At 73.1% G+C, this 23,918-nt stretch carries 19 protein-coding genes and 1 pseudogene; 4 read left to right on the plus strand and 16 right to left on the minus strand.

All coding sequences use genetic code 11. The annotated features are described in order from the left end of the window. Positions 1–33: 33 nt before the first annotated feature. Together RWE79_RS33135 and RWE79_RS33140 are read right to left on the minus strand one after the other, a co-directional pair. Positions 34–1,019: pseudogene (locus RWE79_RS33135) on the minus strand (IS5 family transposase). A 76-nt stretch (positions 1,020–1,095) separates the two neighbouring features. Next, positions 1,096–2,004: an alpha/beta hydrolase gene (locus tag RWE79_RS33140; RefSeq protein ID WP_475943764.1), complete on the minus strand. Its 909-nt coding sequence runs from the start codon at positions 2,002–2,004 to the stop codon at positions 1,096–1,098. A gap of 93 nt (positions 2,005–2,097) precedes the next feature. Between RWE79_RS33140 and RWE79_RS33145 the strand changes: the two genes are divergently transcribed. Further along, positions 2,098–5,016, plus strand: a complete 2,919-nt coding sequence (locus tag RWE79_RS33145) for a helix-turn-helix transcriptional regulator (RefSeq protein WP_475943765.1) — start codon at positions 2,098–2,100, stop codon at positions 5,014–5,016. Next, a complete protein-coding gene (locus RWE79_RS33150; RefSeq protein ID WP_475943766.1) occupies positions 5,013–5,390 on the plus strand; it encodes a hypothetical protein in 378 nt (125 codons plus the stop codon). The genes RWE79_RS33145 and RWE79_RS33150 overlap by 4 nt, the downstream gene beginning before the upstream one ends. Here the strand turns inward: RWE79_RS33150 and RWE79_RS33155 are convergent. The 7 genes from RWE79_RS33155 to RWE79_RS33185 form a co-directional block, all read right to left on the minus strand. Further along, positions 5,366–6,139, minus strand: coding sequence for an ornithine cyclodeaminase family protein (locus RWE79_RS33155; RefSeq protein ID WP_475943767.1), 774 nt, complete (start codon positions 6,137–6,139; stop codon positions 5,366–5,368). The genes RWE79_RS33150 and RWE79_RS33155 overlap by 25 nt on opposite strands. Next, positions 6,139–6,309 (minus strand): hypothetical protein, encoded by a 171-nt coding sequence (locus RWE79_RS33160; RefSeq protein ID WP_475943768.1) that lies wholly within the window; start codon positions 6,307–6,309, stop codon positions 6,139–6,141. Before RWE79_RS33160 ends, RWE79_RS33155 begins: the two co-directional genes overlap by 1 nt. A gap of 65 nt (positions 6,310–6,374) precedes the next feature. Next, a complete protein-coding gene (locus RWE79_RS33165; RefSeq protein WP_475943769.1) occupies positions 6,375–7,739 on the minus strand; it encodes a M14 family metallopeptidase in 1,365 nt (454 codons plus the stop codon). Between the two features lie 112 nt (positions 7,740–7,851). Beyond that, entirely contained in the window at positions 7,852–8,073 is a 222-nt protein-coding gene (locus RWE79_RS33170; RefSeq protein WP_475943770.1) for a ferredoxin, read from the minus strand. A gap of 2 nt (positions 8,074–8,075) precedes the next feature. After that, positions 8,076–9,389, minus strand: a complete 1,314-nt coding sequence (locus RWE79_RS33175; protein WP_475943771.1) for an NADH-ubiquinone oxidoreductase-F iron-sulfur binding region domain-containing protein — start codon at positions 9,387–9,389, stop codon at positions 8,076–8,078. A 3-nt stretch (positions 9,390–9,392) separates the two neighbouring features. Next, on the minus strand, positions 9,393–10,010 hold the full coding sequence (locus RWE79_RS33180; RefSeq protein ID WP_475943772.1) for a ferric reductase-like transmembrane domain-containing protein: 618 nt from the start codon (positions 10,008–10,010) through the stop codon (positions 9,393–9,395). Next, the gene (locus tag RWE79_RS33185) at positions 10,007–10,897 is read right to left on the minus strand and encodes an FAD:protein FMN transferase (RefSeq protein ID WP_475943773.1); all 891 of its coding nucleotides are present in this window, start codon (positions 10,895–10,897) and stop codon (positions 10,007–10,009) included. The genes RWE79_RS33180 and RWE79_RS33185 overlap by 4 nt, the downstream gene beginning before the upstream one ends. Between RWE79_RS33185 and RWE79_RS33190 the strand changes: the two genes are divergently transcribed. Then, a complete protein-coding gene (locus tag RWE79_RS33190; protein ID WP_475943774.1) occupies positions 10,877–11,401 on the plus strand; it encodes a hypothetical protein in 525 nt (174 codons plus the stop codon). The genes RWE79_RS33185 and RWE79_RS33190 overlap by 21 nt on opposite strands. A 61-nt stretch (positions 11,402–11,462) precedes the next feature. Here RWE79_RS33190 and fxsT (RWE79_RS33195) read toward each other — a convergent pair whose 3' ends face one another. Genes fxsT (RWE79_RS33195) through RWE79_RS33210 form a run of 4 tightly spaced genes read right to left on the minus strand, consistent with a single transcriptional unit; the run spans position 11,463 to position 18,339 of the window. Continuing rightward, a complete protein-coding gene (fxsT, locus tag RWE79_RS33195) occupies positions 11,463–15,335 on the minus strand; it encodes an FxSxx-COOH system tetratricopeptide repeat protein (protein WP_475943775.1) in 3,873 nt (1,290 codons plus the stop codon). After that, positions 15,332–16,597: a TIR-like protein FxsC gene (locus tag RWE79_RS33200; protein WP_475943776.1), complete on the minus strand. Its 1,266-nt coding sequence runs from the start codon at positions 16,595–16,597 to the stop codon at positions 15,332–15,334. The genes fxsT (RWE79_RS33195) and RWE79_RS33200 overlap by 4 nt, the downstream gene beginning before the upstream one ends. A gap of 54 nt (positions 16,598–16,651) precedes the next feature. Continuing rightward, positions 16,652–17,527: a macro domain-containing protein gene (locus RWE79_RS33205; protein ID WP_475943777.1), complete on the minus strand. Its 876-nt coding sequence runs from the start codon at positions 17,525–17,527 to the stop codon at positions 16,652–16,654. Then, on the minus strand, positions 17,524–18,339 hold the full coding sequence (locus RWE79_RS33210; protein WP_475943778.1) for a TIR domain-containing protein: 816 nt from the start codon (positions 18,337–18,339) through the stop codon (positions 17,524–17,526). The genes RWE79_RS33205 and RWE79_RS33210 overlap by 4 nt, the downstream gene beginning before the upstream one ends. Before the next feature lie 158 nt (positions 18,340–18,497). Between RWE79_RS33210 and fxsT (RWE79_RS33215) the strand changes: the two genes are divergently transcribed. Continuing rightward, positions 18,498–22,415: an FxSxx-COOH system tetratricopeptide repeat protein gene (fxsT, locus tag RWE79_RS33215; protein WP_475943779.1), complete on the plus strand. Its 3,918-nt coding sequence runs from the start codon at positions 18,498–18,500 to the stop codon at positions 22,413–22,415. An 11-nt stretch (positions 22,416–22,426) separates the two neighbouring features. Here the strand turns inward: fxsT (RWE79_RS33215) and RWE79_RS33220 are convergent, their stop codons facing one another. Genes RWE79_RS33220 through RWE79_RS33230 form a run of 3 tightly spaced genes read right to left on the minus strand, consistent with a single transcriptional unit; the run spans position 22,427 to position 23,903 of the window. Next, positions 22,427–23,053: a TetR/AcrR family transcriptional regulator gene (locus RWE79_RS33220; protein ID WP_475943780.1), complete on the minus strand. Its 627-nt coding sequence runs from the start codon at positions 23,051–23,053 to the stop codon at positions 22,427–22,429. Beyond that, complete coding sequence (locus RWE79_RS33225; RefSeq protein ID WP_475943781.1) at positions 23,041–23,772, minus strand: enoyl-CoA hydratase family protein; 732 nt, start codon at positions 23,770–23,772, stop codon at positions 23,041–23,043. The genes RWE79_RS33220 and RWE79_RS33225 overlap by 13 nt, the downstream gene beginning before the upstream one ends. Next, positions 23,769–23,903: a hypothetical protein gene (locus RWE79_RS33230; protein ID WP_475943782.1), complete on the minus strand. Its 135-nt coding sequence runs from the start codon at positions 23,901–23,903 to the stop codon at positions 23,769–23,771. Before RWE79_RS33230 ends, RWE79_RS33225 begins: the two co-directional genes overlap by 4 nt. Positions 23,904–23,918 lie beyond the last annotated feature (15 nt).

Raw genomic sequence — 23,918 nt, forward strand, 5'->3', positions numbered from 1 at the left:
GGTCACCGCGCTAGGTCCTGTCTGGAGTTCGGATCACGAGTGTGGTGCGATGCTGCGGAGCCAGAGCATCGCACCACACAGGTGCAGTCCGGCCTCGTAGCTCTCCGGGGTCTTGTCGTACCGGGTAGCGATACCGCGCCAGTTCCGCAGCCGGTTGATGCACCGTTCCACGGTGTTGCGCTCTTTGTAGAGTGTCGCGTCGTGTGAGACTGGCCGACCGCCAGCGCTGCCACGCTTCTTGCGGTTCGCGGCCTGGTCGACCTTCTCCGGGATCACGGCTCGGATCCCGCGTCGTCGCAGGTAGTGGCGGTTGCGTCGGGACGAGTACGCCTTGTCCGCGGCCACCGCATCCGGCCGGGTCCGCGGGCGCCCGATCGGGCCGCGCACCTTCACCCGTTCCAGGACCGGGGCGAACTGCGGACTGTCGCCGGCCTGCCCGGGCGTGAGGACGAACGCAAGCGGGCGACAGCGTCGGTCAGCCGCCACATGGATCTTGCTCGTCAGTCCGCCCCGGGAACGCCCCAGCTCGGCGGCTTTCAAGCGGGCTCGGTGTCGTCGGCGGACCCGTCGCCGCTCGACGCGCGCCTCATCCTCGGCCTGTCCGTCCTGCGTTCTTTGCGCCTTGCCATCGCCCCCTTTTCGGCCTCGACGGCCATTTCCAAGGCCGCCAACTGCTCGGGGTCCAGGGCCATCCCGGCGGCGTGATGGTGGGCCCGGGCGGTCGCAGAGTCCACGCTGACCAGGCCCAGGTCGGCCTGGCCGCGGGCGGCGGCCTCGGCGATCACTGTTTGCATCAGATCCTGGAAAACACCCCGCGTCGCCCAGATCCGGAAGCGGTCGTACGCGCTCGGCCAGGGCCCGAACTCGGTCGGCAGGTCACGCCAGGGGCTACCGGTCCGGAACCGCCACATCACCGCGTTGAAGTGTTTCCGCAGGTCAGGGATGGGCCCAACCGCGGCAATCGGGAGATGGGGCTCGATCAGGGCCCACTGCTCTTCGGTGAGATCGCCTCGCGCCATGACTGACGGCCTATCAAGACCGAGCCCTCGCGCGCAGGCGATCTACCGAACTCCTGATCCGAACTCCAGACAGGACCTAGCGCGCCAGCGCCGTGCGCAGTACGTCCACGGCCTGGCCGATGGCGGCGTCCGCCGCGTACGTGCCGCGCAGCGCGTCGAGGGTGACGAAGCCGTGGACGGTGCCCCCGTAGCGGACCGCGACGACCGGGACGCCGGCGGTGCGGAGTTTGGCCGCGTAGGCCTCGCCCTCGTCGCGCAGGACGTCCGCCTCGGCGGTGATGACCAGGGCCGGCGGTAGACCGTGGAGCTGCCGCACGGTGGCACGCAGCGGCGAGGCCGTGATCTCGGCGCGCCGGCCGGCGTCGGGGGTGTAGCGCTGCCAGAGCCGGCGCATGGTGTCGCGGCGCAGATAGTAGCCCTCGGCGAAGCGGTGGTAGGAGGGCGTGTCGATGGCGGCGTCGGTGACCGGGCAGAACAGCACCTGCTGGACGGGGCGGATGTCGCCCCGTTCGCCGGCCAGCAGGGTCAGGGCGGCGGCCAGGTTGCCGCCGGCCGAGTCCCCGACGAGGGCGAGCCGGGAGCCGTCGAGGCCGAGCAGCCCGGCTTCGGGGGCGTTGGTGATCCAGCGCGCGAGGGCGTAGTTCTCCTCGACGGCCAGCGGGTAACGGGCGCCGTACACCGGGCCGCCGGCGGTCAGGACGACGGCCGCCCCGGCGCCGGCGGCGAGTTCGCGGACCAGGCGGTCATGGGTGTGCGCGGTGCCGGAGTCCCAGCCGTGGAGGTAGAGGATCACCGGGAGCCGCCCGGTCAGGCCCGCGGGACGGACGATGCGGGTGCGGACGCCCGCCACGCAGGTCCGCCGTTCGTCGGTGGCCGGACCGCAGGGCTCACCGGGCGGCATCCGCCAGAGGTACGGCGGCCGGGCGGTGGCGTCAACAAGCGCTTGCGCCGCGGGCTCCAGGACCGGCGCGGGCTCGTCGGGCACGGCACGCCTCCTCACGTAACCTTGAGAGGATTCTCTGCGGGGGCGAGGATCACTGCATCTGTCATGTGACTGGTTCGCTGCACTGGGGGCGGATTGACTGTCGGCCGGAATGCCGAATTGTCGCGTATCGGCGAGCTCCTCGACACGGAGGGCGGCACGCGGGTCCTGGTGGCGGTCGGCGACCCCGGCTCGGGCAAGAGCACCCTGCTGGACGCCGCCGCCGAGCGGGCCGGACACGCCGGGACGCGGGTGCTGCGCGTGCGGGGAAGCGAGAGCGAGGGCGAGCTCGCGTTCGCCGGACTGCACCAGCTGCTGCTGCCGTTGCTGGACGGGGTGCGCGAGCTTCCCTCGCGGCAACGGGCGGAACTGCTGGGCGCGTTCGGCTTGGAGGACGGCCCCGGGGCGGTCTCCGGCGGGGTCTCCGGCGGTCTCTCCGACGGCGGACCCGGCGACGCTGCCGCGCCCGGAGCCGGGGAGGACCGTGCCGGACGGCCCCACCGGTTGCTGCTGAGCGTCGCCGCGCTGACCCTGCTGTCCGACGCGGCGGCCCACCGGCCGCTGCTGGTCGTCGTGGACGACGCGCACTGGCTGGACGCCTGCTCGCTGGACGTCCTGGCCTTCGTCGCCCGCAGGCTGGAGGGCGAGCCGATCACGATGCTGGTCGGCGCCCGGACCGAGGCCGTTCCCCCGGCGTTCGAGCGGGACTTCGCGATCCTCCCGGTGGAGCCGCTCGACGAGGTGGCGGCCTCCCGGCTGCTGGACCTCCAGCCACGCCCGCCCGCCGGGCGGCTCCGCACCCGGGTGCTGGAACTGGCGGCGGGCAATCCGCTGGCCCTGGTCGAACTGGCCAGGGCCGTGGCCGACGACCCGGCGGCCGGCCGGGAACTGTGGGTGGCCGACGGACTGCCGCTCACCGCGCGGCTGGAGCGGATGTTCGCCGCCCAGCTCTCCGAACTGCCCACCGCCACCCGCGAGGTGCTGCTGCTCGCGGCGGCCGCCGACGGCGCCGACCTGTCCGCGGTGATCGCCGCCGGCCCCGACCGCGGCCGGCCGGAGCGGGCCCTGGAGGCATGGCGCCCCGCCGAACGCGCCGGACTGGTCCGCCTCGACGGCGACCTGGTCCGCTTCCGGCACCCCCTGGTCCGCTCCGCCGTCTACCGGACGGCGGACCTCGCGGCCCGGCACGCCGCCCACCTCGCGCTGGCCGAGGCGCTCACCGCTGACCCGGACCGGCGCGCCTGGCACCTCGCCGCCGCGACGGTCACCCCGGACGAGGAGGTCGCCGCGGCGCTGGAGGCCACCGCCGACCGGGCCCGCCGGCGCGGGGGCTACTCCGCGGCGGCGGCCGGCCTGGAACGTGCCGCCCGGCTGAGCCCCGACCCCGAGCAGCAGGCCCGGCGCCTGGTCGCCGCCGCCGAGATGGCGATGTACGCCGGCCATCCGCGCTGGGTCGGCGAGATGTCCGCCCGGGCCGCCGCGCTCACCGAGGACCCGGCGGTCCGCGCCGAGGCCTCGGTGCGGGCGGGCTGGGCGCTCGCGGTGACCACCCGGCACACCGCGTCCCTGGGCTTTCTGCTGCCGGTCGCCGAGGCCGCCGCCGAGAAGAACCCGGCGCTCGCCCTGGACGCCCTGAGCACCGCCACCACGCCCGCCTACAACTCCGGTGATCCGGCGCTGCGCGGCGAGATCATCCGGATCGCCGCCCTGGTCCCCCCGCCGGAGCTGTCCGGTGACGCTGCCGGCAGTGCCACCGCCGGCAGTGCCCCCGCCGACGACGCCACCACCGGCTTCGCCACCGACTGCGTGTGGATCGCGGCCGGCACCGAGCCGTTCGCCGCCCGCGACCGGACGCTGCCGCTGCTGCGCCGCGCCGCAGCGCTCCCGGGCCTTCGCATGCCCCATATGGCGATCCTGGGCGCGGCCGCCTGGGTGCTGGACGAAACCCCCGACGCCGTACGGCTGCTGGGCCAGGTCATGGACCATCTGCGGCGTACCGACACCTCCGGCGCCAACGCCACCGTCGCCGGGGCCCTCGCTCTGGCGCACTACGAGAGCGGGGCCTGGACGACCGCCGGCGCCCTGGCCGACGAGGCCCTGAGCGCGGCCGCCGGCGCCGGACTGGAGATCGTCGTCGCGGGTGCCCCGATCCTTGTCGCGACCATCCAGGCCCTGCGGGGCGACGGCGAGGGCGCCCGCCGCCGGGTGGCCGACGCCACTGCCGGCCTCGATCTCGACAACAGCCTCACCCTGTACGCCCGGGCCCGTACCGCGCTGGGCCTGGCGGCGGTCGCCGACGGCGACCACCAGGCCGCGTACGACCAGTTCCGGGCGCTGTTCCGGGACGATCCGGCCGCCCCCGGCAGCCCGGCGCCGGCTCACTACCACTCCTCCTACTACGGCATCGCCGACCTCGCCGCCTGCGCCGTACGAGCCGGCCGGACCGACGACGCCCGCGTGGTCCTCCAGGCCGCCGTGCGGCGGCTCGGCGGCGATGTCTCGGTGCGCCTGGACGCCCTGCTGCACCGGGCCCGCGCGCTGCTGGCCGAACCCGACGACGCGGAGCCCCACTTCCTCACCGCGCTGGCCGACCCGGCCGGCGACCGGTGGCCGTTCGAACGCGCCCGCACCCGCCTGGACTACGCGGAATGGCTGCGCCGGCGCCGCCGGGTCAGCGAGGCCCGGCCCATGCTGGCCGCCGCGCTCGACGTCTTCCAGCGGCTCGGCGCCCGCCCCTGGGCCGACCGGGCGCAGGCCGAGCTGCGCGCCGCCGGGGTGCTCAGCCTGCCCGGCGAACGGCCTCCCCCCTGCGACGCACTGGCCGAACTCACCCCGCAGCAAAGGCAGATCGTCCAGCTGGCCGCCGCCGGGCACACCAACCGTGAGATCGGCGAACGCCTCTTCCTCTCACCGCGTACGGTCGGGTTCCACCTCTACCGGATCTTCCCCAAGCTGGGCATCACGGCCCGCGCCCAGCTGAGGGACGTTCTGGGCCCGGAAGGAGACAGGGCATGACGATCACCGGCTGCGTCGTCGCCGAGAGCCTGCGGACGGGCTCGGTGTTCGAGCCGCCCCCGCTGCGGATCCTCCGGATCGACCGGGTCGACGTGCCGTCCGGCGCCGCCCCCGGCCGGCCGGGCACCTGGACCGTGATCGACTTCGAGGCCGACGACCGTGACGCGGAGTCGCTCGCGGACGCGCTCGCGGCGTGCCTGGCGGACGAGGGCGGCTGGTACGCCGACTTCGGGGTGGGCGAGGACCATGTCGTCGTCTTCGCCGGCAAGGTCTTCCGCTACCGGCGCGGCGACCGGGCCGCCCGTGCCGAGGCCGAGGCCCATGCCCGCTCGGTGGGAGTGCCGGAGCATCAACTGGACTGGAAGGACTCGTAGACGGCCGCCGCCACGACCAGGTCCTCCCAGGCCATGCCGACGCTCTTGAAGAACCGCGGCCGGCCGTCGGGTACCGGGTCCGCGCCGCGCACCAGGTCCGCGAGGGTGATCAGCCGTGCCGGGTCCAGGGTGCCGGCGGCGACCGCCTGAACGATGTCGCCCGCCTCCCGCAGGGCCGCCGAGCGGGCCTCGACCACGACCGCGCCGGCCCGCCCCGGCAGGTGCTGGTCGACCTCGCGGGCGTCGGGTTCGTGGGAGCCGACAGCGACCACCGTGGCGTGCGGCGGCAGCAGGGCGCTGTCGAAGAGCGGCTCACGGGCGGACGTGCGGCAGCAGACCAGGTCGGCGTCGGCCACGGCCCCGGGGCCCGCGGCGGAGGCCGTGAGCCCGGCGGCCTCGCAGACGTCGGCGAGGGCGGCTACGCGGCCGGGGTCGCGGCCGACGATGTCGACATGCTCGACCGGGCGCACCGCCCGCATCGCCGCCACATGGCCCCGGGCCTGCGGTCCGGTGCCGAAGACCACCAGCCGCCGGGCCCCGGGGACCGCCAGGTACCGCACCGCGAGCGCGGAGACGGCCGGGGTGCGCAGCGAGGTGAGGGCGCCGCCGTCCAGCAGGGCGAGCGGGGTGAGTGTGCCCGGGGCGAACAGTACGTGGACGCCCTGGACGCGGGGCAGGCCGCGCCCGGGGTTGTCCGGCGCGACGGTGGCGAGCTTGACGCCCGCGTACGAGGCCGTGGCGGAGGGCATCAGCAGGATCTGGCCGCCGGGGCCGGGGCGGTGCCACGCGGCGGGTCGGCCTCGGGGTCGAGCCCGGCGAGCAGGGCGGCGTCGAGCGCGTCGACGGCGCCGCCCATCGGGAGCAGCCGGGCGACGGCGACGGCGCCGGCGTCGAGGCCGGTCAGCTGCGGCGGGGACATGGCGGCACGCCGACCGGCGGGGGGCCGTCCGTCCGGACGACCCCCCGCCGGACCCCTGCCGCCGGTCAGGTGCAGTAGGTCGATTCCTTGCCGATGGCGCGGTACATGCAGTCCGCGTTCTCCAGGAGCAGCAGGGTGGCCTCCCGGTTGCGGCTGGTCTGGGCGCTGATCACCTCGTCGGGCGGGTAGAAGCCCGAGGACCCGTTCTCGTCGGGGTACATCTCGAAGGTGTAGGCGAAGATCTTCTGGTTGCCCCACAGCCAGTCGTCGATCGACCCGTCGGTGATGTAGAGGTCGCTGGACTGCTCGGGGGTGTAGCCGTTGGTGCCGGCCATGGTCTCGCCGAAGGTGGCGAAGGTGTTGTACTGGTCGGCCGTCATCCCGGTGGTGGTGCCGGAGTAGGTGTAGCCGAAGGGCCACAGCACCAGTTCGCTGTAGGTGTGCCAGTCGATGGCGGCCTTGATCTGCTGGGTGCCGTTCACGACGCGGCTGCGGACGAAGTTGGCGACGACCTTGACCTCGGGGGCGGACTCGGCGGCGGAGCCGCGGTAGGTCAGGCTGGAGGTCGAGCCGGAGGAGCCGCCGCAGCAGCCCCAGTTGTAGGCCCAGTTGCGGTTGAGGTCGGTGCCGACGTACGAGGAGCCGGAGTTGGGCTGGCGGTTCTTGCGCCAGCTGCGGTAGCTGCCGGTGGCGATGTCGTACTCGCCGCCGTCGGGGTTGAGGTCCGGGATGATCCAGATCTCGCGGCTGTTGACGATGTTCGCGATCCGGCTGTCGGTGGCGTAGTTGTCCCCGAACTGGTGCAGCAGGTAGAGCGCCATCTCGACGGTGAGGTGCTCGCGGGCGTGCTGGTGGTGGGTGAACAGCACCTCGGGCTCGGACTCGTCGGTGCCGACGTTGTCACTGATCTTGATCGCGGTGATGTTGCGGCCCTCGTACGAGGTGCCGATCACCTGCTGCGACATGATCGTGGGGTGTGCGGCGACCAGGGTGCCGATCTCCGAGGTCATCTCCGCGTAGTTGTGGTAGCCGGAGTCCGAGCTCGGGAAGTTCTTGACGGTGACGGCGTTCCCTGAGGGGTTCTGAGCATTCCGGCGGTTCTGGGCCCGCTCGTCCTCGACGACCGTGAGCCGGTAGCCGAGGGTCCGCACCTTCCGGGCCTGGGCGGCGGTGGCGGTGATGACGACGGTGTGCTCCAGCACCGCGTCCAGGGAGACGCCGGTGGTGGTGAGCCGGGTGCGGTCGGCGAAGGTGCGCACGCCGGCGACCTCGTACTGCTGGACGGACTCGTCGGCGGCGGCTGCCAGGGGCCGGCCGCCGGAGTCGGCCGCGGGTGACGCGTCGGCCTGTACGGACAGTGAGCCGGCCAGGGCGAGAGCGAGCAGAGCGGCGGTGGCCGTTGCCCGTCTGCCGGATCGGGGGAACCTCATGAACGTCCTCCTGGATGTGGGGGATGCGCAGGAGTGCGGTGTGCCGTCCATGATGCTCTTTGCTATGACATGGCCTCGTCAATGCCATGTCATGGGAATGGCCGGAACCTCCCTATGAGTTCGCTGTGACCGCCGCGCCCAGCCGCAACGCCAGCACCGGGCAGTCGGCGGCGGCCCGCCGGGCCCGCTTCACCGCCGCGCGGCCGACGGGAGCCCCGTCCAGGAGCGGGTAGCCCCACTCGTCGAGCGTGATGTGCTCCGGCAGCAGCTCCGCGCACAGCCCGTGGCCCTGGCAGGCAGTCCAGTCCACGGCGAGTGAAATCGGCTGATTCATCGTCAGTTCCCTTCCGGCAGCGGGTGGGACAGGGGCAGCGGCAGCAGCGGGGTGTGATCGCTCGCCCGGCAGTACCCGGCGGTGTGCGCGTCGGCCTCGCCGGCGAACGCGGTCAGCGCGCTGCGTACGAGCCGGACCGTGCCGTCGGGATGGTGGCAGGCGCCCCGCCCCTCCACCAGCCCGGCCCAGCGGGCGATGTCCTCCCGCAGCCCCGCCGCGGCGCCCGGGCGCGCCAGCTCGGCGAAGGCTCCGGCGATCCGCGGCAGCCCGTTCAGACACGGCCCGCACCGCCCCGCCGACTCCAGCGCCAGATACCGCAGGACCTGGGCCGTCTCGGCCAGTCCGCACCGCTCCGCCGGCAGTGCCGCCAGCACCCCGGCCCCCGGCGCGGCACCGTACGGCGCCAGATCGGCGGCGGACAGCCGCAGCCGTACCGCGTGCGCGGCGGGGATCCACGCCCCGTGGTAACCGCCCACCAGCACCGCCAGCACCGCCTGCACCGGATCGCCCTGCCCGAGCAGCAGCAGCCGGCGCAGCGGCGTGCCCAACGGGGCCTCCACGACCTCGGGTTCGCGGCCCGCGAGGTGCACGGTGTACAGCATGCTGCCGGGCTCCTGCGGCATACCGGCCGAGCGGAACCAGACGGCACCGTAACGGGCGATCAGCGCCACATGGGCCAGCGTCTCCACGTTCTGCACCAGCGTCGGCGCCCGGCCGACCCCGCGCTCGCGCACCGGCGGAACGGGATGGCGGGGGAGTGCGGCCCGGTCGCCCGACAGCCGTGCCGCCAGCGCCGAGGCCTCACCGGACAGAAACCGGCGCGGCACCTGCGTCAGCCGCACCGGCAGCTGGTCGATCCCGGCCCTGGCCCGCCGGTCCAGCGCCTTGCGCAGACCGGCCGCCGGCCCCGTGCCCTCCTCGACCACGAGATGCGCCTCGCCCGCGCCGACCGCCGCCGCGGCCAACTGCAGCCCGTCCAGCACCAGATGCGGGGCCCGGCGCAGCAGCGTCACGTCCTTGGAGCTGGCCGGCTCGCCCTCCGCCCCGTTGGCCACGACGACCGGCCCGCGCCCGCCCCGCCGCCTCGCCCCGGCGACCGAGGCCCACTTGCGGTGGACCGGGAAGGCCGCTCCGCCATGACCCACGAGCCCGGCCTCGGCCAGGACCCCGGTCAGGGCCGGCGCGGCGGCGTAAGGCGGGGTGCCGTGCAGCGCCACATGCGCGTCGAGGCTGTCGCTTCCGTACAGCGGCAGCAGCCGCCTCGGCCCGTCCGGCCCGTGCGGCCGGGCCTCGGTGGTGTCCGTGACGACGGTCATGGTTCAGACTCCGATCGGGAGGTCGGTGCGGTCGGCAGCGTCGGCAACGTGGGCAACGTGGGCGAGGCCGGCACCGTCGACAAGTCCGGCGGGCGTGCGGGGCCCGGGCGCCCGCACCGTACGCACCGTGCGCACCACCAGGGCGGCGGCCACCGCCGCGACACAGCCGGCGGTGAGCCAGAGCATCCAGACCCGGTCGGTGCCGATGCCCAGGCCGTGCACGACCGCCACCGGCCAGGAGACATACGCCAGCCAGTGCACCGCCCGCCAGGTACGCCGGCCCAGGCGGGCCCGCAGCAGGCTGGTCACGACCACCGCCAGCATCAGGTCGAAGGCGACGGTGCCCAGCCCCAGCCACAGCGGCTGGTAGTCGCCGGCGAAGGGGACCACCACATCCGTCAGGCCGATATCGACATAGCCGTCGGCCACCGCCGAGGCGATGTGCACCCCTAGGAAGACCACCGCGATCAGCGACACACCGCGGTGCAGTGTCACCGTGCCGAACCGCGGCAGTCCCGGCAGCCGGGTGCGCAGCCGCACCCCCAGGCCCAGCAGCATCACCGCGGTGAACAGGACCAGGCAGACCACCCCGGTCGCGCGGTTGAGGTACCACAGCGTCATGCCGCCACCGCCGTACGCTCTCCGGGCCAGCCCGGCGTCGTCCGGACCGTGCCGTCGGCCGCCACCAGCCGGGCCGGCAGCCGCAGGGCGCTCAGCCACTCGGGCGCGTCCGCGCCCCGCAGGATCGCCGCCGTGCTCGCGGTGTTGGCGTCGGCGCAACTCGCCGCCGCGACCGTGACCGTACGCCACGGGGTCCGCGCCGGCAGGCCCGTACGCGGGTCCACGATGTGGTGCAGCTCCTGGCCGCCGCGCCGCCACCGCCGGGCCGAGGTGCCGGAGGTCGCGAGGCCGCCGCCCCGGATCGCCACCGTCGTGTGCGGTCCCACCGGCGCCTCGTCCGGGTGGCCGGTCACGTCCTGTACGCGGATCCGCCAGCCCTGCGGCGGTGGCGGGCCCGCCACCGCGGTGTCACCGCCCAGGCTCACCAGCACCCCGCAGCCCGAAGCCGCCGCCAGCATGGCCGCCGCCCGGTCCGCCGCCCACGCCTTCGCCGTCGCGCCGAGGTCCAGCCGGGTCCCGGCCGGCATCGTGACGGTGCCGTACACGTGGTCCAGCCGCACCAGGCGCCATCCGGGCACCGGCCTGACCTCCAGCCGCACCGGCCGGCCGTCCCGCTCCACCAGCTCGAAGTCCCGGTCGTAGCCGATCGCGTCCATCGCCGACCCCACGGTGGGGTCCACATCGCCGTCCGTCAGCTCGGCCGCCCGCAGCGCCACCGACAGCGCCTCGTGCAGCAGCGGGCTCACCGGCACGGTCCGCCCCTCCGCCCGGTCCAGCGCGACCAGTTCCGACTCCTCCCGGAAGCGGCTGCACGCCTGGTCGATCTCGGCCAGTTCCAGTTCCAGCAGGTACTTGCAGGCGTCGAGATGGTCCTCGTCGGTCACCACCAGCCGTGCCAGGCAGCCGAGCGCCCGGAAGTCCGCCGAGGCCAGTACCGTCGCCCGCATCACGAGCTCCCCGACGTCGCGTCGTCGGAGCCCTGGGCCGCCGAGGTCGGGCTGTCGGCCGGCGACTGGAGCTGCGAGGACGAGCCGGAGCTCGACCCGGAGTCCGAGCCGCTGGACGAGCCGCTGGACGAGCCGCTGCTTGAGCCGCTGCTTGAGCTGCTGGAGGAACCGCTGCTTGAACCGGTGCTGCTGGAACTGCTGCTGCCGCTGCTGCCGCCCGAACCGCTCGCGGACACCGAGTCGTCCGGCATCACCCCGATCAGCGCGAACGTCCCCGCCAGCGCCGCCAGTGCGACGCCCGCCGTCACCATCCCCGTACGTGCGGTGCCTCTGCGGACACTGTCCGCGGCACCTGTCGACCCCCATGACATGGCGGCGCTCCCTTCTCCCTTGTGCTGCCTCGTGCGCAATCGCTCCGACAGCAACCCTCGGGGAGCGGGGTGAGAAACCTATGAGTCGCCAGTGATCCCCCAGTGAGCTTTCCGGGCCGGCGCCTTAAGACTCGCTATGAGGGCAGGAGCGGTTCGAGATCCCGGTCGACGCGCCGCCAGTCCTGGACGGCCAGCGTCCATACGTGGGCCCGCCCGAGCTTGCGCCGGAACTCCGCGAGAGCCCTCTCCCGCAGCCGTGCGGCCTCCGGGCCGCGGTCGAGCGCCCGAAGGGTGACAGCCAGGTTGGACTCGCAGATCACCGTGTCCGGATGGCCGGGGCCGAGCACCTTGCGCAGCGTCCTGGCGCAGGCCCGGGCCAGTTCCTCCGCCCTGTCCAACTGCCGCAGATCGCCCAGGGTGTTGGCCAGTGTCACCTTGCCGCACAGCGTGTACGGATGGTCGTTGCCGAGGGACTCCGTGAACGCGTGCACGGTACGTGTGGCGGTCTCCAGCGCCTCGTCGAACTCACCCGCGGCGCGCAGCCGAACCGCCAGATTGTGGCCGCAGCCCACAGCGTCCGGGTGCTGCGCACCGCGGATCCGCACGAACCGCCGCCGGAGCTGCCGGATGCCCTCAACCGCGGCGGCCGGGTCCTCGCCGTCGGCCAGCAGGGCGGCGAGACCGGACGCGCAGGCCAGGGACTCGGCACTGTCCTCCCGTCGCCGTGCCCGGAACCGCTCGTGGGCGGCCGAGGCCAGCCCGGTGGCCTCGGCCCGCTGTCCGATCCGCCGCAGGGACACCGACAGGCTCACCTGGACGCGCAGTTCGTCGGCGGAGCCCGCGCCCAGGCCGTGGGGCGTCTCCAGGACCTCCCGCAGAACGCCGATCGACCCGGCGTACTCACCCGCCTCCCGCAGATCCCGGGCAAGGCCCAGGGCGGAGTCCACGCAGGAGCGATGGCCGGGCCCCAGCACCTCGCGCCGCATGTCCAGCGTGGTCCGGTCCAGCTCCCGGGCGGCCTCGTAATCCCCCGTCAGGCGCAGCGAGGTGGCCAGGGCTCCCGCCGCGGACAGCGCGCGCGGATGCTCGTCCCCGAAGGACTCCCTGAAGCCCGCCGACGCCTCCTGGTCCAGTTCCAGCGCCTGCGTGAACAGCCCCAGCGCCCGCAGATCCGCCGCGAGTCCTTCGGCGGTCATCAGGATGTGCGGGTGTCCGGCCGGCAGCAGTTCGCGCTGCCGGGCCAGGGTGTCGGCGTCCAGTTCCCGCGCCTCGCGGCACCGGCCGAGGTCGCGCAGTACGGCTGCCACCCGGAAGCGGAGCAGCAGGATCTGGCGGTCCGGCCCGGTCTCGCCGCTCCGGGCCCAGGCCTGTTCGAGCCGGTCGCCCAGATCGAGCGCGCGCTGCGGCATGCCCTGCCGGGCGGTGCGGCGCAGCCGTTCGATGAGTACGGCCCTGGTCCCGTCGTCCCGGCAGGACTGGGCGCCCGTATGGTCCAGATGGGGCCACAGCCACTCGCAGGCGTCGTCGTGGGAGTCCTCGCCGTCCTCCCGGCGCGGGCTCGCCGCGGTCAGGACGCGGTGCGCCTCGTGCCGGGTCTCCCGCCGCTCGTCCGGGCTCAGAGCGTCGCGGACCAGGGACTGGACCACCCGGTGCACCCGCAGTGTGTGCCCGGCCTGGTCCACGTCGGCGAGGCCGAGCCGGCTCAGCTGCCGTACGATCCCGCCGAGCAGCAGGGGTTCGCGCAGCGTGTCGTCGTGCGCCTGGAGGATGCGCAGCGTCGTGTCGTTGTACACCAGGCCCAGCGGTATCGGCAGCGGCGCCAGATGGCTGCACAGCACCAGCAGACGTACCGCGGCGGGCGACCGCTCCGCCAGCCGGGCGAGTGCCGTACGGGTGGTGAGCGCGAGCGGCCAGGCGGCCGGATCGCCGGCCGCCGGAGGTTCGCCCTGGGCGGCGAGTTCGCGCAGATACCGGTCGGCGGGGCCGGCCTGGGCCAGCCGGATGCCTGCCTGGTCGACCGCCAGCGGCAGGTCCTGGAGGGTCTCCGCGACCCGGTCGGCGTCTTCGAGGCTGAGCGCGGGCGCACGTCTGCGCAGCAGTTCGACGCTCTGCTCCCGGCCGAAGGCGGCGACCTCGACGGTGTCCATCTGCTCCGCCCACGCCGGATCACGTGAGGTGACCAGAATCTGGCCCGGCCCGCCGGAGGGCAGGAAGTCCGCCAGCTCGGCCGGACTTCCGGCGTTGTCGTACACCAGGAGCCAACGGCCGTGCGGGACCCCGCGGTCCAGTGCCTCCAGCGCCCGCCGCGCCGCCTCGGGGACGTCGCAGCCCGCGGCCGGCAGGTCCGGCAGCCCGAGCTGCCCGGCAAGCTGTGCCAGCGCGGACAGCACGCTGTCCCGGGTCTCCGCGCGGATCCACCGGACCAGGTCGTAGTCGGCCTGGAAACGGTGGGCGTACTCGACCGCGAGCTGGGTGCGGCCCGCGCCGCCCAGGCGCCCGCGTGGCAGCACGACGGCCCTGCGGCTGACGTCGAGGGTGGCGTGCAGTTCGTCCAGCAGGCGGTTCCGGCCGACGAACAGCGGGTTGCGCGGCGGCGCGTCCATGACCGCGGGAACGTTCTTGGGGAAGCGCGGCCGGGCGGCTCCCGGCGGCTGCCGGGTGGGCTCCGGGTGGTGATCGAGGCCGTGCAGCAGTGCCGCGTCGGCCTGTGCCTCGTCCAGCGACGAGAGGTCGACCAGGGGGTACCGGGTGAACGGCGGGGTGAGCGTGACGGGTTCGATGCGTACCGGAACGAGCTTCGGCGGCGAGCCGGGGTGGGTGGTGCTGTGCGTCTCCCACAGTGTGCGCGCCTGCGGGGAGCGGAGAAAGGACGAGGACAGCAGCGCCACCGTCCGCGGCGACACCCCGGGACGGGCCGCCGCGTCCGCGCCCGCCGGCGTGAGCACCTGGAATCCCGAGCGGGTCAGGACCCACCGGATCCAGTCCGCCCACATCCTGTCCTGGGGCACGTAGTTGAGTGCCAGCGGTGTCGCGACGGGGGACACCGGGCGTACGAAGGAGGCTAGGTGCCGCCTGCGCAGCTCGTCGTCGAGCGGCGGGAACTGGGTCACCCGGCCGTCGGTGATGGCGGCGGTGAGCCGTTCGAGAGCGGAGAGCAGACTGCCCGGGGAGCCGGGCCGGTCCCCGAAGGTGGCGAGCGTCTCCTCGTAGGTGTAGTCCGGACGATGCGGGATCTCCACGTCCGCCCAGTAGTTCTGCGGGACATCCGGGAAGGACGCTCTGATCAGCTCTCGTCCGGCGGTCAGCCGGGTGTCCGCGACGGCCGTGCCGGTGCCGACGCGCATGGGCACGGGCAGGATCCGGATGCCGCGGATCGAGTCGTTGACGATGCTCCGTGCCACCCGGGCCGCGCCCTCGATGCTCTGCGAGCTGAGGGTGAAGCAGTTCACCAGTACGTCCGGCAGATCCGTCGTGCACAGGGCGCCCCACTCGCTGACCCCGTTGCGGCTGTCGATGAGCACGTAGTCGTACTGGCCGCGCATGTCCTCGCGGAGGGCGTCGACGAACCACTTGCCGCCGAAGGTGTCGAACTGCTGCCAGTTGAAGTACAGCAGGTTGGGAAGGTACTCGCCGTCCTGCCGCCCAGCGGAGAGGAAGTCGAGAGTGCCGTTGCTGGGAAAGGTCCATTCCAGCGACACCGCGTGCGGGAGGACGCGGGCATGGCGCCGCCTGCGGTCGGGCTCGGACTGGGGGGCGCTGTCGCGGCTCTCCTCCACGAAGTCCGCGAAGATGTTGAGCACGCCGGTGGTGGAGGTGACCGTGGCGGGCGGCAGGAACGGATGGAAGAACCGGTGCAGCCCGGGAGCCTCCAGGTCCCAGTCGGCGGCGAGCACACGGTAGCCGTTGGACGCCAGGATCCAGGCGACGTTGGCCAGCGCCATGGTGCGCCCGGTGCCGCCCTTGAGCGAGTAGAAGGTGACGATACGGCCGTCACGCGCACCGGTCATCGAGCGCCTCCTCCCGGGGGGAAGGGGGAGCCGGGCGCCACGTCGGGGCCCCTGAGCCGGGGGCGTGCGGCGGCCGGGCCGACGGGCGGATAGGTGACCGCGTGCCGGGCGAACTGCGCGGCGGCCCACTGGACGACGGCCGGGAGGACATCGAAGAAGGCCTCAAGGCTGGGCACTCCGCCCGTCGCCGCGCGGGAGGCGGTTCGGCCTCGTTGCAGCATGCCGGGGAGGACTTCCTCCAGTTCGGCCCCTTCCGGGGCACCGGGCGCGGTGTTGTCGGGGTCGTCCCGGCTCCAGGGCACGACGACGCTGATCCACGGCTTGGCCGCCACGTTCAGCTTCGCGAGCAGCTGCAGCGAGTTCCGGTCCCGCAGTGTCCACCGGTCGATCAGCATCACGGTGGGCGCGTCCGGGGGTTCCTCCCCTCCGCCGAGCTCGTCGGCGGCCTCGCTGAGGGAGACCGTGCTCGTCCGGTAGTCGAGGTTGGTGACGAGTTCGGCGGTGACCTGCGCCAGTGGTCTGGCGGAGGCGGGGTGGTACGGGTTCCAGTCCAGGCTGGACTCGCCGTAGCAGTCGGCGGACCGTCCCTCGGGCAGCGCGGACCGGACCGGGGCGGCGACCACGATCCGCACATGGCGTGGTCCCGACGGGGGACCGAAGGCGCTGGGGAGCTCCCGGTAGCGCAGGGGCCGGCCGGTGCCGACCGGAGTGGCGTGCGCGACCTTCACGATGGTGCGGGCCAGGGAGTACACCGCTTGCTCGTACTGTTCCCGGTAGAAGCGCAGCTTGCTCAGCCCGTAGAACCCCTCGGTGGCGTACTCGGTACCGAACTCCTGGTGGTTGAACGGCAGTCGCAGGGCGGGCCCGGGGAGCTGGGAGGGCTCCACCGGGACCCACAGGGCGGGCACGATGCCTGTGGACGGCTGCGCGGCGTACGACCGGTCCTCCAGGACGCGTTGGGAGAAGGCGTACCACTCGCGCCCGCACTGCTCGCTGCGGAAGTAGCGCGGGGAGTAGAGCGGGACGAACACCCGGCAGGTGGCCAGCGCTTCGGACAGCGACTCGCTCCACCCCTCCCCGGGGTGGATGGCCCGGTCCATGAAGCCGACGGGGGTGTTGCTGCGATGGTCGTCCAGGGCCATCACATGGCTGCACAGATCGCGGTACAGGCGCTCCACCCAGAAGTCCGGGTCCGCGAACGCGGCGTCGGAGCGGGGGGTGTGCGCGTAGCTCAGGAAGAAGTACGGCCCTCGTTGGGACACCGGACGTCCGGATACCGGATGCACACGCAGCCCTCCGTCACTCGGTGCTTCCCGCTAGAGGGTTCGCAGGAACACGGCCAGCTCCAGCATGTCGACGCTGTGATGATTCCTGGGGTGGACCACGATGGTGAGGTCCTTGCACACGACGCCCGTCCGGGACCGTCCGACGAAGGACAGCAGGATCAGTTTCAGCAGACTTCCGTGGTCCATGCTGTCGACGCGCGCCAGGTCCGACCCGATGACCGGCATGGCCAGTGCCTCGCGGTGGCCGTGCAGATGTACCGAGGTCCACAATTCTCCCAGGCTCTGCCACAGTTGGTCCACCCCCGAGCTCACGGTGAGATCGTTGCGCATCCTGCCGTACGCCGTGCAGAAGTAGCGGCGCTCGGGACCGCCGAGCACCGCGACCGTGCCGATCGGGTAACGGGACAGTTTGCCGGCCCGCTTGGCCGTACGGGACTCGGTGGCGGCCGGTGTCACGCCGGCCAGCGCCGCGGTCAGCTCGGCGTCGAGCCGGGCGAGGTCGCCCGCGTAGACCCGGCGCAGGAACTGGCCCTGCACGCTGCGGCTGACGACCAGCAGATCATCACGGGTGTCGGTGTCGAAGACGTCGTTGCAGCCGATGACGAGATGGGACGGCTGGTCGAAGAGGTCGCCCACCTTGACGGTCACCGTGAACCCGGGATTGCGGAACTCCCGGCTGAATCTGTCGCGGGGCCAGGAACGCAGCGTCCCGCCGACCAGCACCAGCGCGGCGATCCCGGCGAGCGTGGTGCCCGGGGGTACGGAGCTGTCCGGCCAGAACGTCAGACAGAGCTGGGCGATACCCGACAGCAGGGCGAACTGGACGGCGAAGTTACGGGCCAGCAGCGAGATTCCGTGCCGCGTGCAGTAGAGCAGCGCGAAGCCGCGGCGGATTCCGGAGATCATCGCCGGTGGTGCTCGGTCGGCGTCGCTGTCGTCGCCGGCCCCGGCCCCACTGCCTCCGGCGGGGGCAGTGCTCCGGGACCGCCGACCGCGGACGGAGGGGGCAGCGTCCTGGACGACTGACCGTCGACGTCCTCGTAGAGTCCGCTGAACGGCATCCGCCGTCGGGCCGGTCCGGACCGGCCCTCGCGCAGGGCGTCCACCGCCCGCTCCAGGTCGCTGATCCGGTTGATCTGCTCCTCGACGAGATGGAGGAGATCTTCGAGCAGGTCCTCGACCGGCCTGCGGGCGGCGGCCGTCGCGGGTGGTTCCGCGGATTCCTCCGCCGTCAGGTCTATCGCGGCCAGGCCCTGCTGGAAGTCGGGCCACATCCTCTCGAAGAGGGCCTCGACGGTCTCCTTGTCGTGCGCCGGTTCGCACATCGAGTTGATCGTGAGCACCATGGCGAGCACCGACTCCGGCCGGTGGGCCGCGACCGCCTGGAACTGACGCAGCGGACTGGCGGCCAGTTCCTCGATCGCGCAGTCCAGCAGAAGGGGCACGACCATGCCGTCACTGCGGTCGGCCTGCTTGGACAGGGCGCCGGACTCGTAATTGAGCCACGGGGCGTGCACATTGGCCCGGGTGACGCAGGCGATCCCGAAGGACGACCCGCCCAGCTGCTCCGCGATCCGCTCCAGCCCCCGGGCACCCATCCTGATGTCCGCCGAGGACACGAAGGGCACGATGGCGGAGTTGAAACTGCGCAACCACCGGTGCAGCAGTTCCGCGCACTGCTTCGACGGCTCTCCGGACCAACTCAGAAAGATCTTCATCGACTCGCCCCCGCGTCCGCTCCCCTCCTCGCGAGGATAGCCGCAATAGCATCAACTGCCCCGGGAAAGAAGCAAATACGCCGCACCACGGGCTAATCTGAAGTTGCCGGGCAACCGGACCCACTCCGACTCCGACGGCGGCATGGCGGGGGGCATCGATGGCCGATGGCCGTGACGGACGGATCATCACGTTCTACTCGTACAAGGGCGGCACCGGCCGCACCATGGCCCTGGCCAACATCGCGTGGATCCTCGCGGCCAACGGACAGCGGGTGCTCGTGGTCGACTGGGATCTGGAGGCGCCGGGACTGCACCGCTTCTTCCACCCCTTTCTCGACCCCGCGACGATCGGTGTCACCACCGGGGTGATCGACATGATCACCGAGTACTCGTGGGCGGCTCTCGACAGCCACCGCAACGACCCGGGCCGGCGTGACTGGCATCTGTCCTACGCCCGGATCCTGCCGCACGCCGTCTCCCTCAACTGGGACTTTCCCCATGGCGGCACGCTCGACTTCGTCTCCGCCGGCCAGCAGGGCCGGGAGTACTCGGCCACCGTCAGCAACTTCGACTGGGACAACTTCTACGACCGCCTCGGCGGCGGCTTGTTCTTCGACGCGCTGCGCCAGGACATGAAGCGTCACTACGACTACGTACTGCTCGACAGCCGTACAGGCCTGAGCGACATCGCCGACATCTGCACCGTCCACCTGCCCGATGTACTGGTCGACTGCTTCACCCTCAGCGACCAGAGCATCGACGGCGCGGCCGTCATCGCACGCGACATCGCCGACCGGTACGGCGGGCGGAACATCCGGATCCTCCCGGTGCCCATGCGCATCGACGAGGGGGAGAAGGAGAAGGCCGACGCCGGCCGTGCCCTGGCCCGGATGAAGTTCGACGGCTTTCCGGCCGGTCTGGCGGGTGAGGAACTCGTCGACTACTGGGGCTCGGTGGAGATCCCGTACCGGCCCTACTACGCGTACGAGGAGACGCTGGCGACCTTCGGCGACGAGACCGGCATCACCACCTCCCTGCTGAGCGCCTTCGAGCGCCTCACCGGTGTGCTGTCCGACGGCCGGGTGAGCTCACTGCCCCCCATCGAGGAGGCGCTGAGGGTCCACTACCGGGACGCCTTCGGACGCCGCAGGCCCGTCGTCCCCTCCGACATCAGCCTCAGCTATGTGGCCGAGGACCGCATGTGGGCCGACTGGATCGAGGCGCTGCTGACCGGCGCCGGATTCCGCGTGCTGCCCCAGGAGGCGGGCAGACCCGGGGCCGGCGGAGGCGACGGCATACCGGACACCGGGCCCCGGACGGTCGTCCTGCTGTCACCGGCGTATCTGCGGTCCGCCCGTGCCCGGCGGCTGTGGGAGAGCGTGGCGGCCGACGACTCCACCCGGGCCGGGCGGCAACTGCTCCCGGTCAGGGTGGGCGACGTAAGGCTCACCATGCCGCTCACCAACTGGGTGCCGGTGGATCTGCTCCGGCTGGACGAGGCGCACGCCGCCGCCGCCCTGCTGCGCGCCCTCGACCGTTCGCTGCCCGGTGAGGGCACCTCGGCCGTGGGCCCCCGCTTCCCGGGCAGCGTGCCCGCGATCTGGAACGTGCCCCCGCGCAACCGCACCTTCACCGGCCGCAGCGTCATCCTGGAACGGTTGCGCGACCAGATGGGCGGTGGCATGACGGTGGTCCTGCCGCAGCCGCAGACGCTCCACGGGCTCGGCGGCGTCGGCAAGACCCAGGTCGCCCTGGAGTACGTGCACCGCTTCATGGCCGACTACGACGTCGTGTGGTGGATCTCGGCCGAGCAGACCGAGCAGGTCGTCGCCGGGCTCGCGGAGCTGGCAGTGCGGCTCGGCGCCCGTACCGGAGCAGACGTCACCGCGGCCGCCCGGCAGGCGACCGGGATGCTGACCCGTGGCGAACCCATGTCGCGATGGCTGCTCGTCTTCGACAACGCGGACGACCCCGAGGAGCTGCGCCGACATCTCCCCGGCGGCGCGGGCCACATCCTGGTCACCTCCCGGGACCGGACCTGGACCCGGTACGGCGAGGCGCTGGAGGTCGACGTCTTCCGGCGCGAGGAGAGCGTCGAGCACCTGCTGCGCCGCGCTCCGGGACTGACGGCCGACGAGGCCGAGAAGGTGGCCACCGCGGTGGGTGACCTGCCGCTGGCGGTCGAGCAGGCCGCCGCCTGGCTCGCCGAGACCGCCACACCCGTCGACCGCTACCTCCGGCAGCTGACCGAAGGAGCGGCGCGGGCGCTGTCGTTCAACCAGCCGCCCGACTACCCCGAGCCGGTCGCCGCGACCTGGAACGTCTCCATCGCGCGGCTCAGGGAGCGCTCCCCGGCGGCCGTCCGGCTGCTGCAGCTGTGCGCCTTCTTCGCGCCCGAGCCGATCTCCATGAACCTGCTGTACGGCAAGGAGATGTTCGACGCGCTGATGCGGTACGACCCGGGTCTGCGCGAGAAGCTGCTGATGGGCCGGGTCGTCCGGGAGATCGGCCGCTTCGCCCTGGCCAAGGTCGATCACGAGGGCAACAGCATCCAGGTGCACCGGCTGGTCCAGGCCGTGGTCCGTTCCCAGCTCACCGAAGAGGAGCAGGCCGAGGCCCGGCACACCGTGCACCGTGTCCTGGTGGGCGCCCGTCCGGACGACGACGAGGTGGCCGACGACCCGGAGAACTGGCCGCGGATGGCGACCATCTGGCCGCATCTCGGCCCGTCCGAAGCGTTGGACTGCGACGAGCCGACGACCCGCCGACTGCTCATCGACCGGGTGCGCTACCTGTGGAAACGCGGGGACTTCGACTCCGCCCTCGCCCTCGGACAGCAACTCGACGAGGCATGGGCGGAGTTCGGCGACGACGATCCGCAGAGCCTCTATCTGCGCTACAACATCTGCAACATCCTGCGCTCCTGCGGCAGGCACGACGCGGCCCGGGTCCTGGGCGAGGCCACCGCGGAACACCAGCGCCGGGTGCTCGGGCCGGACCACCCGCACACCTTCATGAGCACCAGCGGCCTGGCCATGGACCTCGGTGTCCTGGGCGACTACAGCACGGCCCTGGGCCTGGCCACGGACGCCTACAACGGCTTCGCGGAGCTGTTCGGCCACGAGCATCCGCGCACCCTGGCCGCGGCGAACAACCTCGCCCTGTTCCTTCGGCTGGTCGGCCGCTACAACCAGGCTCGCGAACTGGACCAGGACGTCTGCGACCGGCGCACCGGCGCCTACGGCGCCGAGCACAGCCACACCCTGTCGTCGGCGGTCTGTCTCGCCCGCGACCTGCGCGAGATCGGGCAGTACGAGGAGTCCGTGCTCCTGCTCAGCACCACGTACGAGTCGTACAAGCGCACCCTCGGCGTCGGATTCCCCGGCACACTGAGCGCGGCCAAGAGTCTGGCGGTGTCACTGCGCAGGGCCGGCCGGGTGGACGACGCCCGGCGGCTGACCACCAACACGCGCGAGCGCTACCGGGCCAAGTACTCCGCGCCCAACCCCGAGACGCTGGCCTGCGACCTCAACCTGGCGGCCGATCTGTACGCCACCGGGGAGGCCCGGGAGGCGCGGGAGCTGGCGGCCGAGGCCGTCGCCCGGCACCGGGAACTGCTGGGCGCCCGGCATCCCGACACCCTCGCCGCCGCCAACAACCTGGTCATCTATCTCTGGGCCACCGGTGAGCCGGAGCGCGCCCGCGTCCTGGCCGTCGACACCATCGGCCTGCTGCGTGAAGGACTGGGCGAGGAACACCCCTTCACCCTGGCCGGCACCGTCAACCTGGCCAACTGCCATGCCACCGCCGGCGAGCTGGAGAAGGCGGAGGAGCTGGAACGGGCGGCCGCGGCGGGACTGGGCGCGGCTCTGGGCCCGGGACACCCCCAGACGCTGGCCTGTGCCGCCAACCTGTCCGTGACGCTGGAGGCCCTCGGCCAGACCGAGAAGGCGCATCGGCTCCGCGCGGAGAGCGTGAGCGACCTCGCCCGGATCCTCGGCGAGGGCCACGCCGTCACCGACGCGGCCCGCCAGGGCAGACGGCTGTCCCAGGACCTCGAACCCACCGGCTTCTGACGCCGGACGGGTCAGCGCGCCCCGGGCGACGCGCCCCCGGTACGCAGGACGCCGTCCAGCAGCCCGGACCAGGTACGGACGACGCCCGCGCGGCGGGCGGAGTCGTCGGTGAGGAGGTTGGCGAGGCCGAGGCCGCGGGCCATGTCCAGGGTGGCCTGGACGGTCTGCCGGACGCCCGGGGCGTCGTCGTCGGCGCGGAGCAGTTCGACGGCGAGGCGGTGGGCCTCGCGGCCCAGGCGCGACTCCAGGGCGGTGACCCGGGGGCGCAGCGCGGGCTCGTTGGCGGCGGCGACCCACAGGTGGAGGGCGGCCCGGAACAGGGTGCCGGTGTAGATGTCGGCGAGCATGGAGACCACGGCGTGGGTGCGCGGGGCGCCGTCGGTGGGGAGGGCGTGGGCGTGTTCGCGCAGGGTGCGGAGCCATTCCTCGGCCACGTGCTCGATGGCGGCGGTGAACAGGTCCTCGCGGGTGGGGAAGTGGTGCTGGGCGGCGCCCCGGGTGACGCCGGCCCGCTCGGCGACGACGGAGACCGTACTGCCGGCCCAGCCGTGTTCGCCCAGGCAGACCAGGGCGGCTTCGAGGAGGCGGCGGCGGGTGGCGCGACTGCGGTCCTGCTTGGGGGCGTTCACCACGCCCATGGGGGCTCCCTGCGTTCGAGGAGGGCCCGGACGCCCTCGGCGGCCTCCGGGGAGGAGAAGAGCCGCGCGGACTGTGCGACGACTGCCTCCGTGTCACGGGCGAAGGCCCGGCGCACCGCCGCCGTGGTGAGGCGCTTGGACTCGGCGAGCCCCTGCGGGGACGCGGCGCGCAGGCCGTCCAGGATACCGGGCAGTGCGTCGTCACCGGCACTGGCCAGACCGATGCGCACCGCCTCGGCGGGCCCGAAGGTCTCACCGGTGAGGTAGTAGCGGGCGGCGGCCCGCGGGTCCAGGCGGGGGAGCACGGGCAGTGAGATCACGGCGGGGGCGAGGCCGAGCCGGGACTCGGTGAAGGCGAAGGTGGCGGCGGCCCCGGCGACGGCGATGTCGCACGCGGCGAGCAGGCCGAGGCCGCCGGCCCGTACGTGCCCGGTGGTGCGGGCGACGACCGGTTTGGGCAGCTCCACGACGGCCAGCAGCAGTTCGGCGAGCCTGCGGGGCCCGTCGGGCGAGGTGGCCTCCTTCAGGTCGGCGCCCGCGCAGAAGGTGCCGCCGGTGTGGGTGAGGAGCACCGCGCGTACCTGGGGGTCCCGCCCGGCGCGGTCCAGCTCCCGGGCGAGGGCGGTCACCAGGGGCGCGGACAGCGCGTTGCGGTTGTGCGGGGTGTCGAGGGTCAGGGTGGTGATCCCCCGGTCGTGGGCGTGCGTCACCGGTGTCACCGGGCGTCACCCCGCCGCCGCGCCGGCGGTTCCTCATGGATGGGCAGGTCCGGCACGGGCACGTCGGGGTAGTCGCTGCGGTGGACGCCGGTCGGGCGGCGCGTGTCGGCCGGACGGTGTGCGTCGGTCATGGGCCGTTCCCTTCC

Source organism: Streptomyces sp. RLA131 (assembly GCF_056270125.1).

What these genes read in the sequence shown, in the direction of transcription:
- RWE79_RS33150 (WP_475943766.1), top strand. Translation starts at nt 5,013, where the DNA reads ATGACGATCACCGGCTGCGTCGTCGCCGAGAGCCTGCGGACGGGCTCG.
- RWE79_RS33155 (WP_475943767.1), bottom strand. Translation starts at nt 6,139, where the DNA reads ATGCCCTCCGCCACGGCCTCGTACGCGGGCGTCAAGCTCGCCACCGTC.
- RWE79_RS33160 (WP_475943768.1), bottom strand. Translation starts at nt 6,309, where the DNA reads ATGTCCCCGCCGCAGCTGACCGGCCTCGACGCCGGCGCCGTCGCCGTC.
- RWE79_RS33165 (WP_475943769.1), bottom strand. Translation starts at nt 7,739, where the DNA reads ATGAGGTTCCCCCGATCCGGCAGACGGGCAACGGCCACCGCCGCTCTG.
- RWE79_RS33170 (WP_475943770.1), bottom strand. Translation starts at nt 8,073, where the DNA reads ATGAATCAGCCGATTTCACTCGCCGTGGACTGGACTGCCTGCCAGGGC.
- RWE79_RS33175 (WP_475943771.1), bottom strand. Translation starts at nt 9,389, where the DNA reads ATGACCGTCGTCACGGACACCACCGAGGCCCGGCCGCACGGGCCGGAC.
- RWE79_RS33180 (WP_475943772.1), bottom strand. Translation starts at nt 10,010, where the DNA reads ATGACGCTGTGGTACCTCAACCGCGCGACCGGGGTGGTCTGCCTGGTC.
- RWE79_RS33190 (WP_475943774.1), top strand. Translation starts at nt 10,877, where the DNA reads ATGGTCCTCGTCGGTCACCACCAGCCGTGCCAGGCAGCCGAGCGCCCG.
- fxsT (WP_475943775.1), bottom strand. Translation starts at nt 15,335, where the DNA reads ATGACCGGTGCGCGTGACGGCCGTATCGTCACCTTCTACTCGCTCAAG.
- RWE79_RS33205 (WP_475943777.1), bottom strand. Translation starts at nt 17,527, where the DNA reads ATGATCTCCGGAATCCGCCGCGGCTTCGCGCTGCTCTACTGCACGCGG.
- RWE79_RS33210 (WP_475943778.1), bottom strand. Translation starts at nt 18,339, where the DNA reads ATGAAGATCTTTCTGAGTTGGTCCGGAGAGCCGTCGAAGCAGTGCGCG.
- fxsT (WP_475943779.1), top strand. Translation starts at nt 18,498, where the DNA reads ATGGCCGATGGCCGTGACGGACGGATCATCACGTTCTACTCGTACAAG.
- RWE79_RS33220 (WP_475943780.1), bottom strand. Translation starts at nt 23,053, where the DNA reads ATGGGCGTGGTGAACGCCCCCAAGCAGGACCGCAGTCGCGCCACCCGC.
- RWE79_RS33230 (WP_475943782.1), bottom strand. Translation starts at nt 23,903, where the DNA reads ATGACCGACGCACACCGTCCGGCCGACACGCGCCGCCCGACCGGCGTC.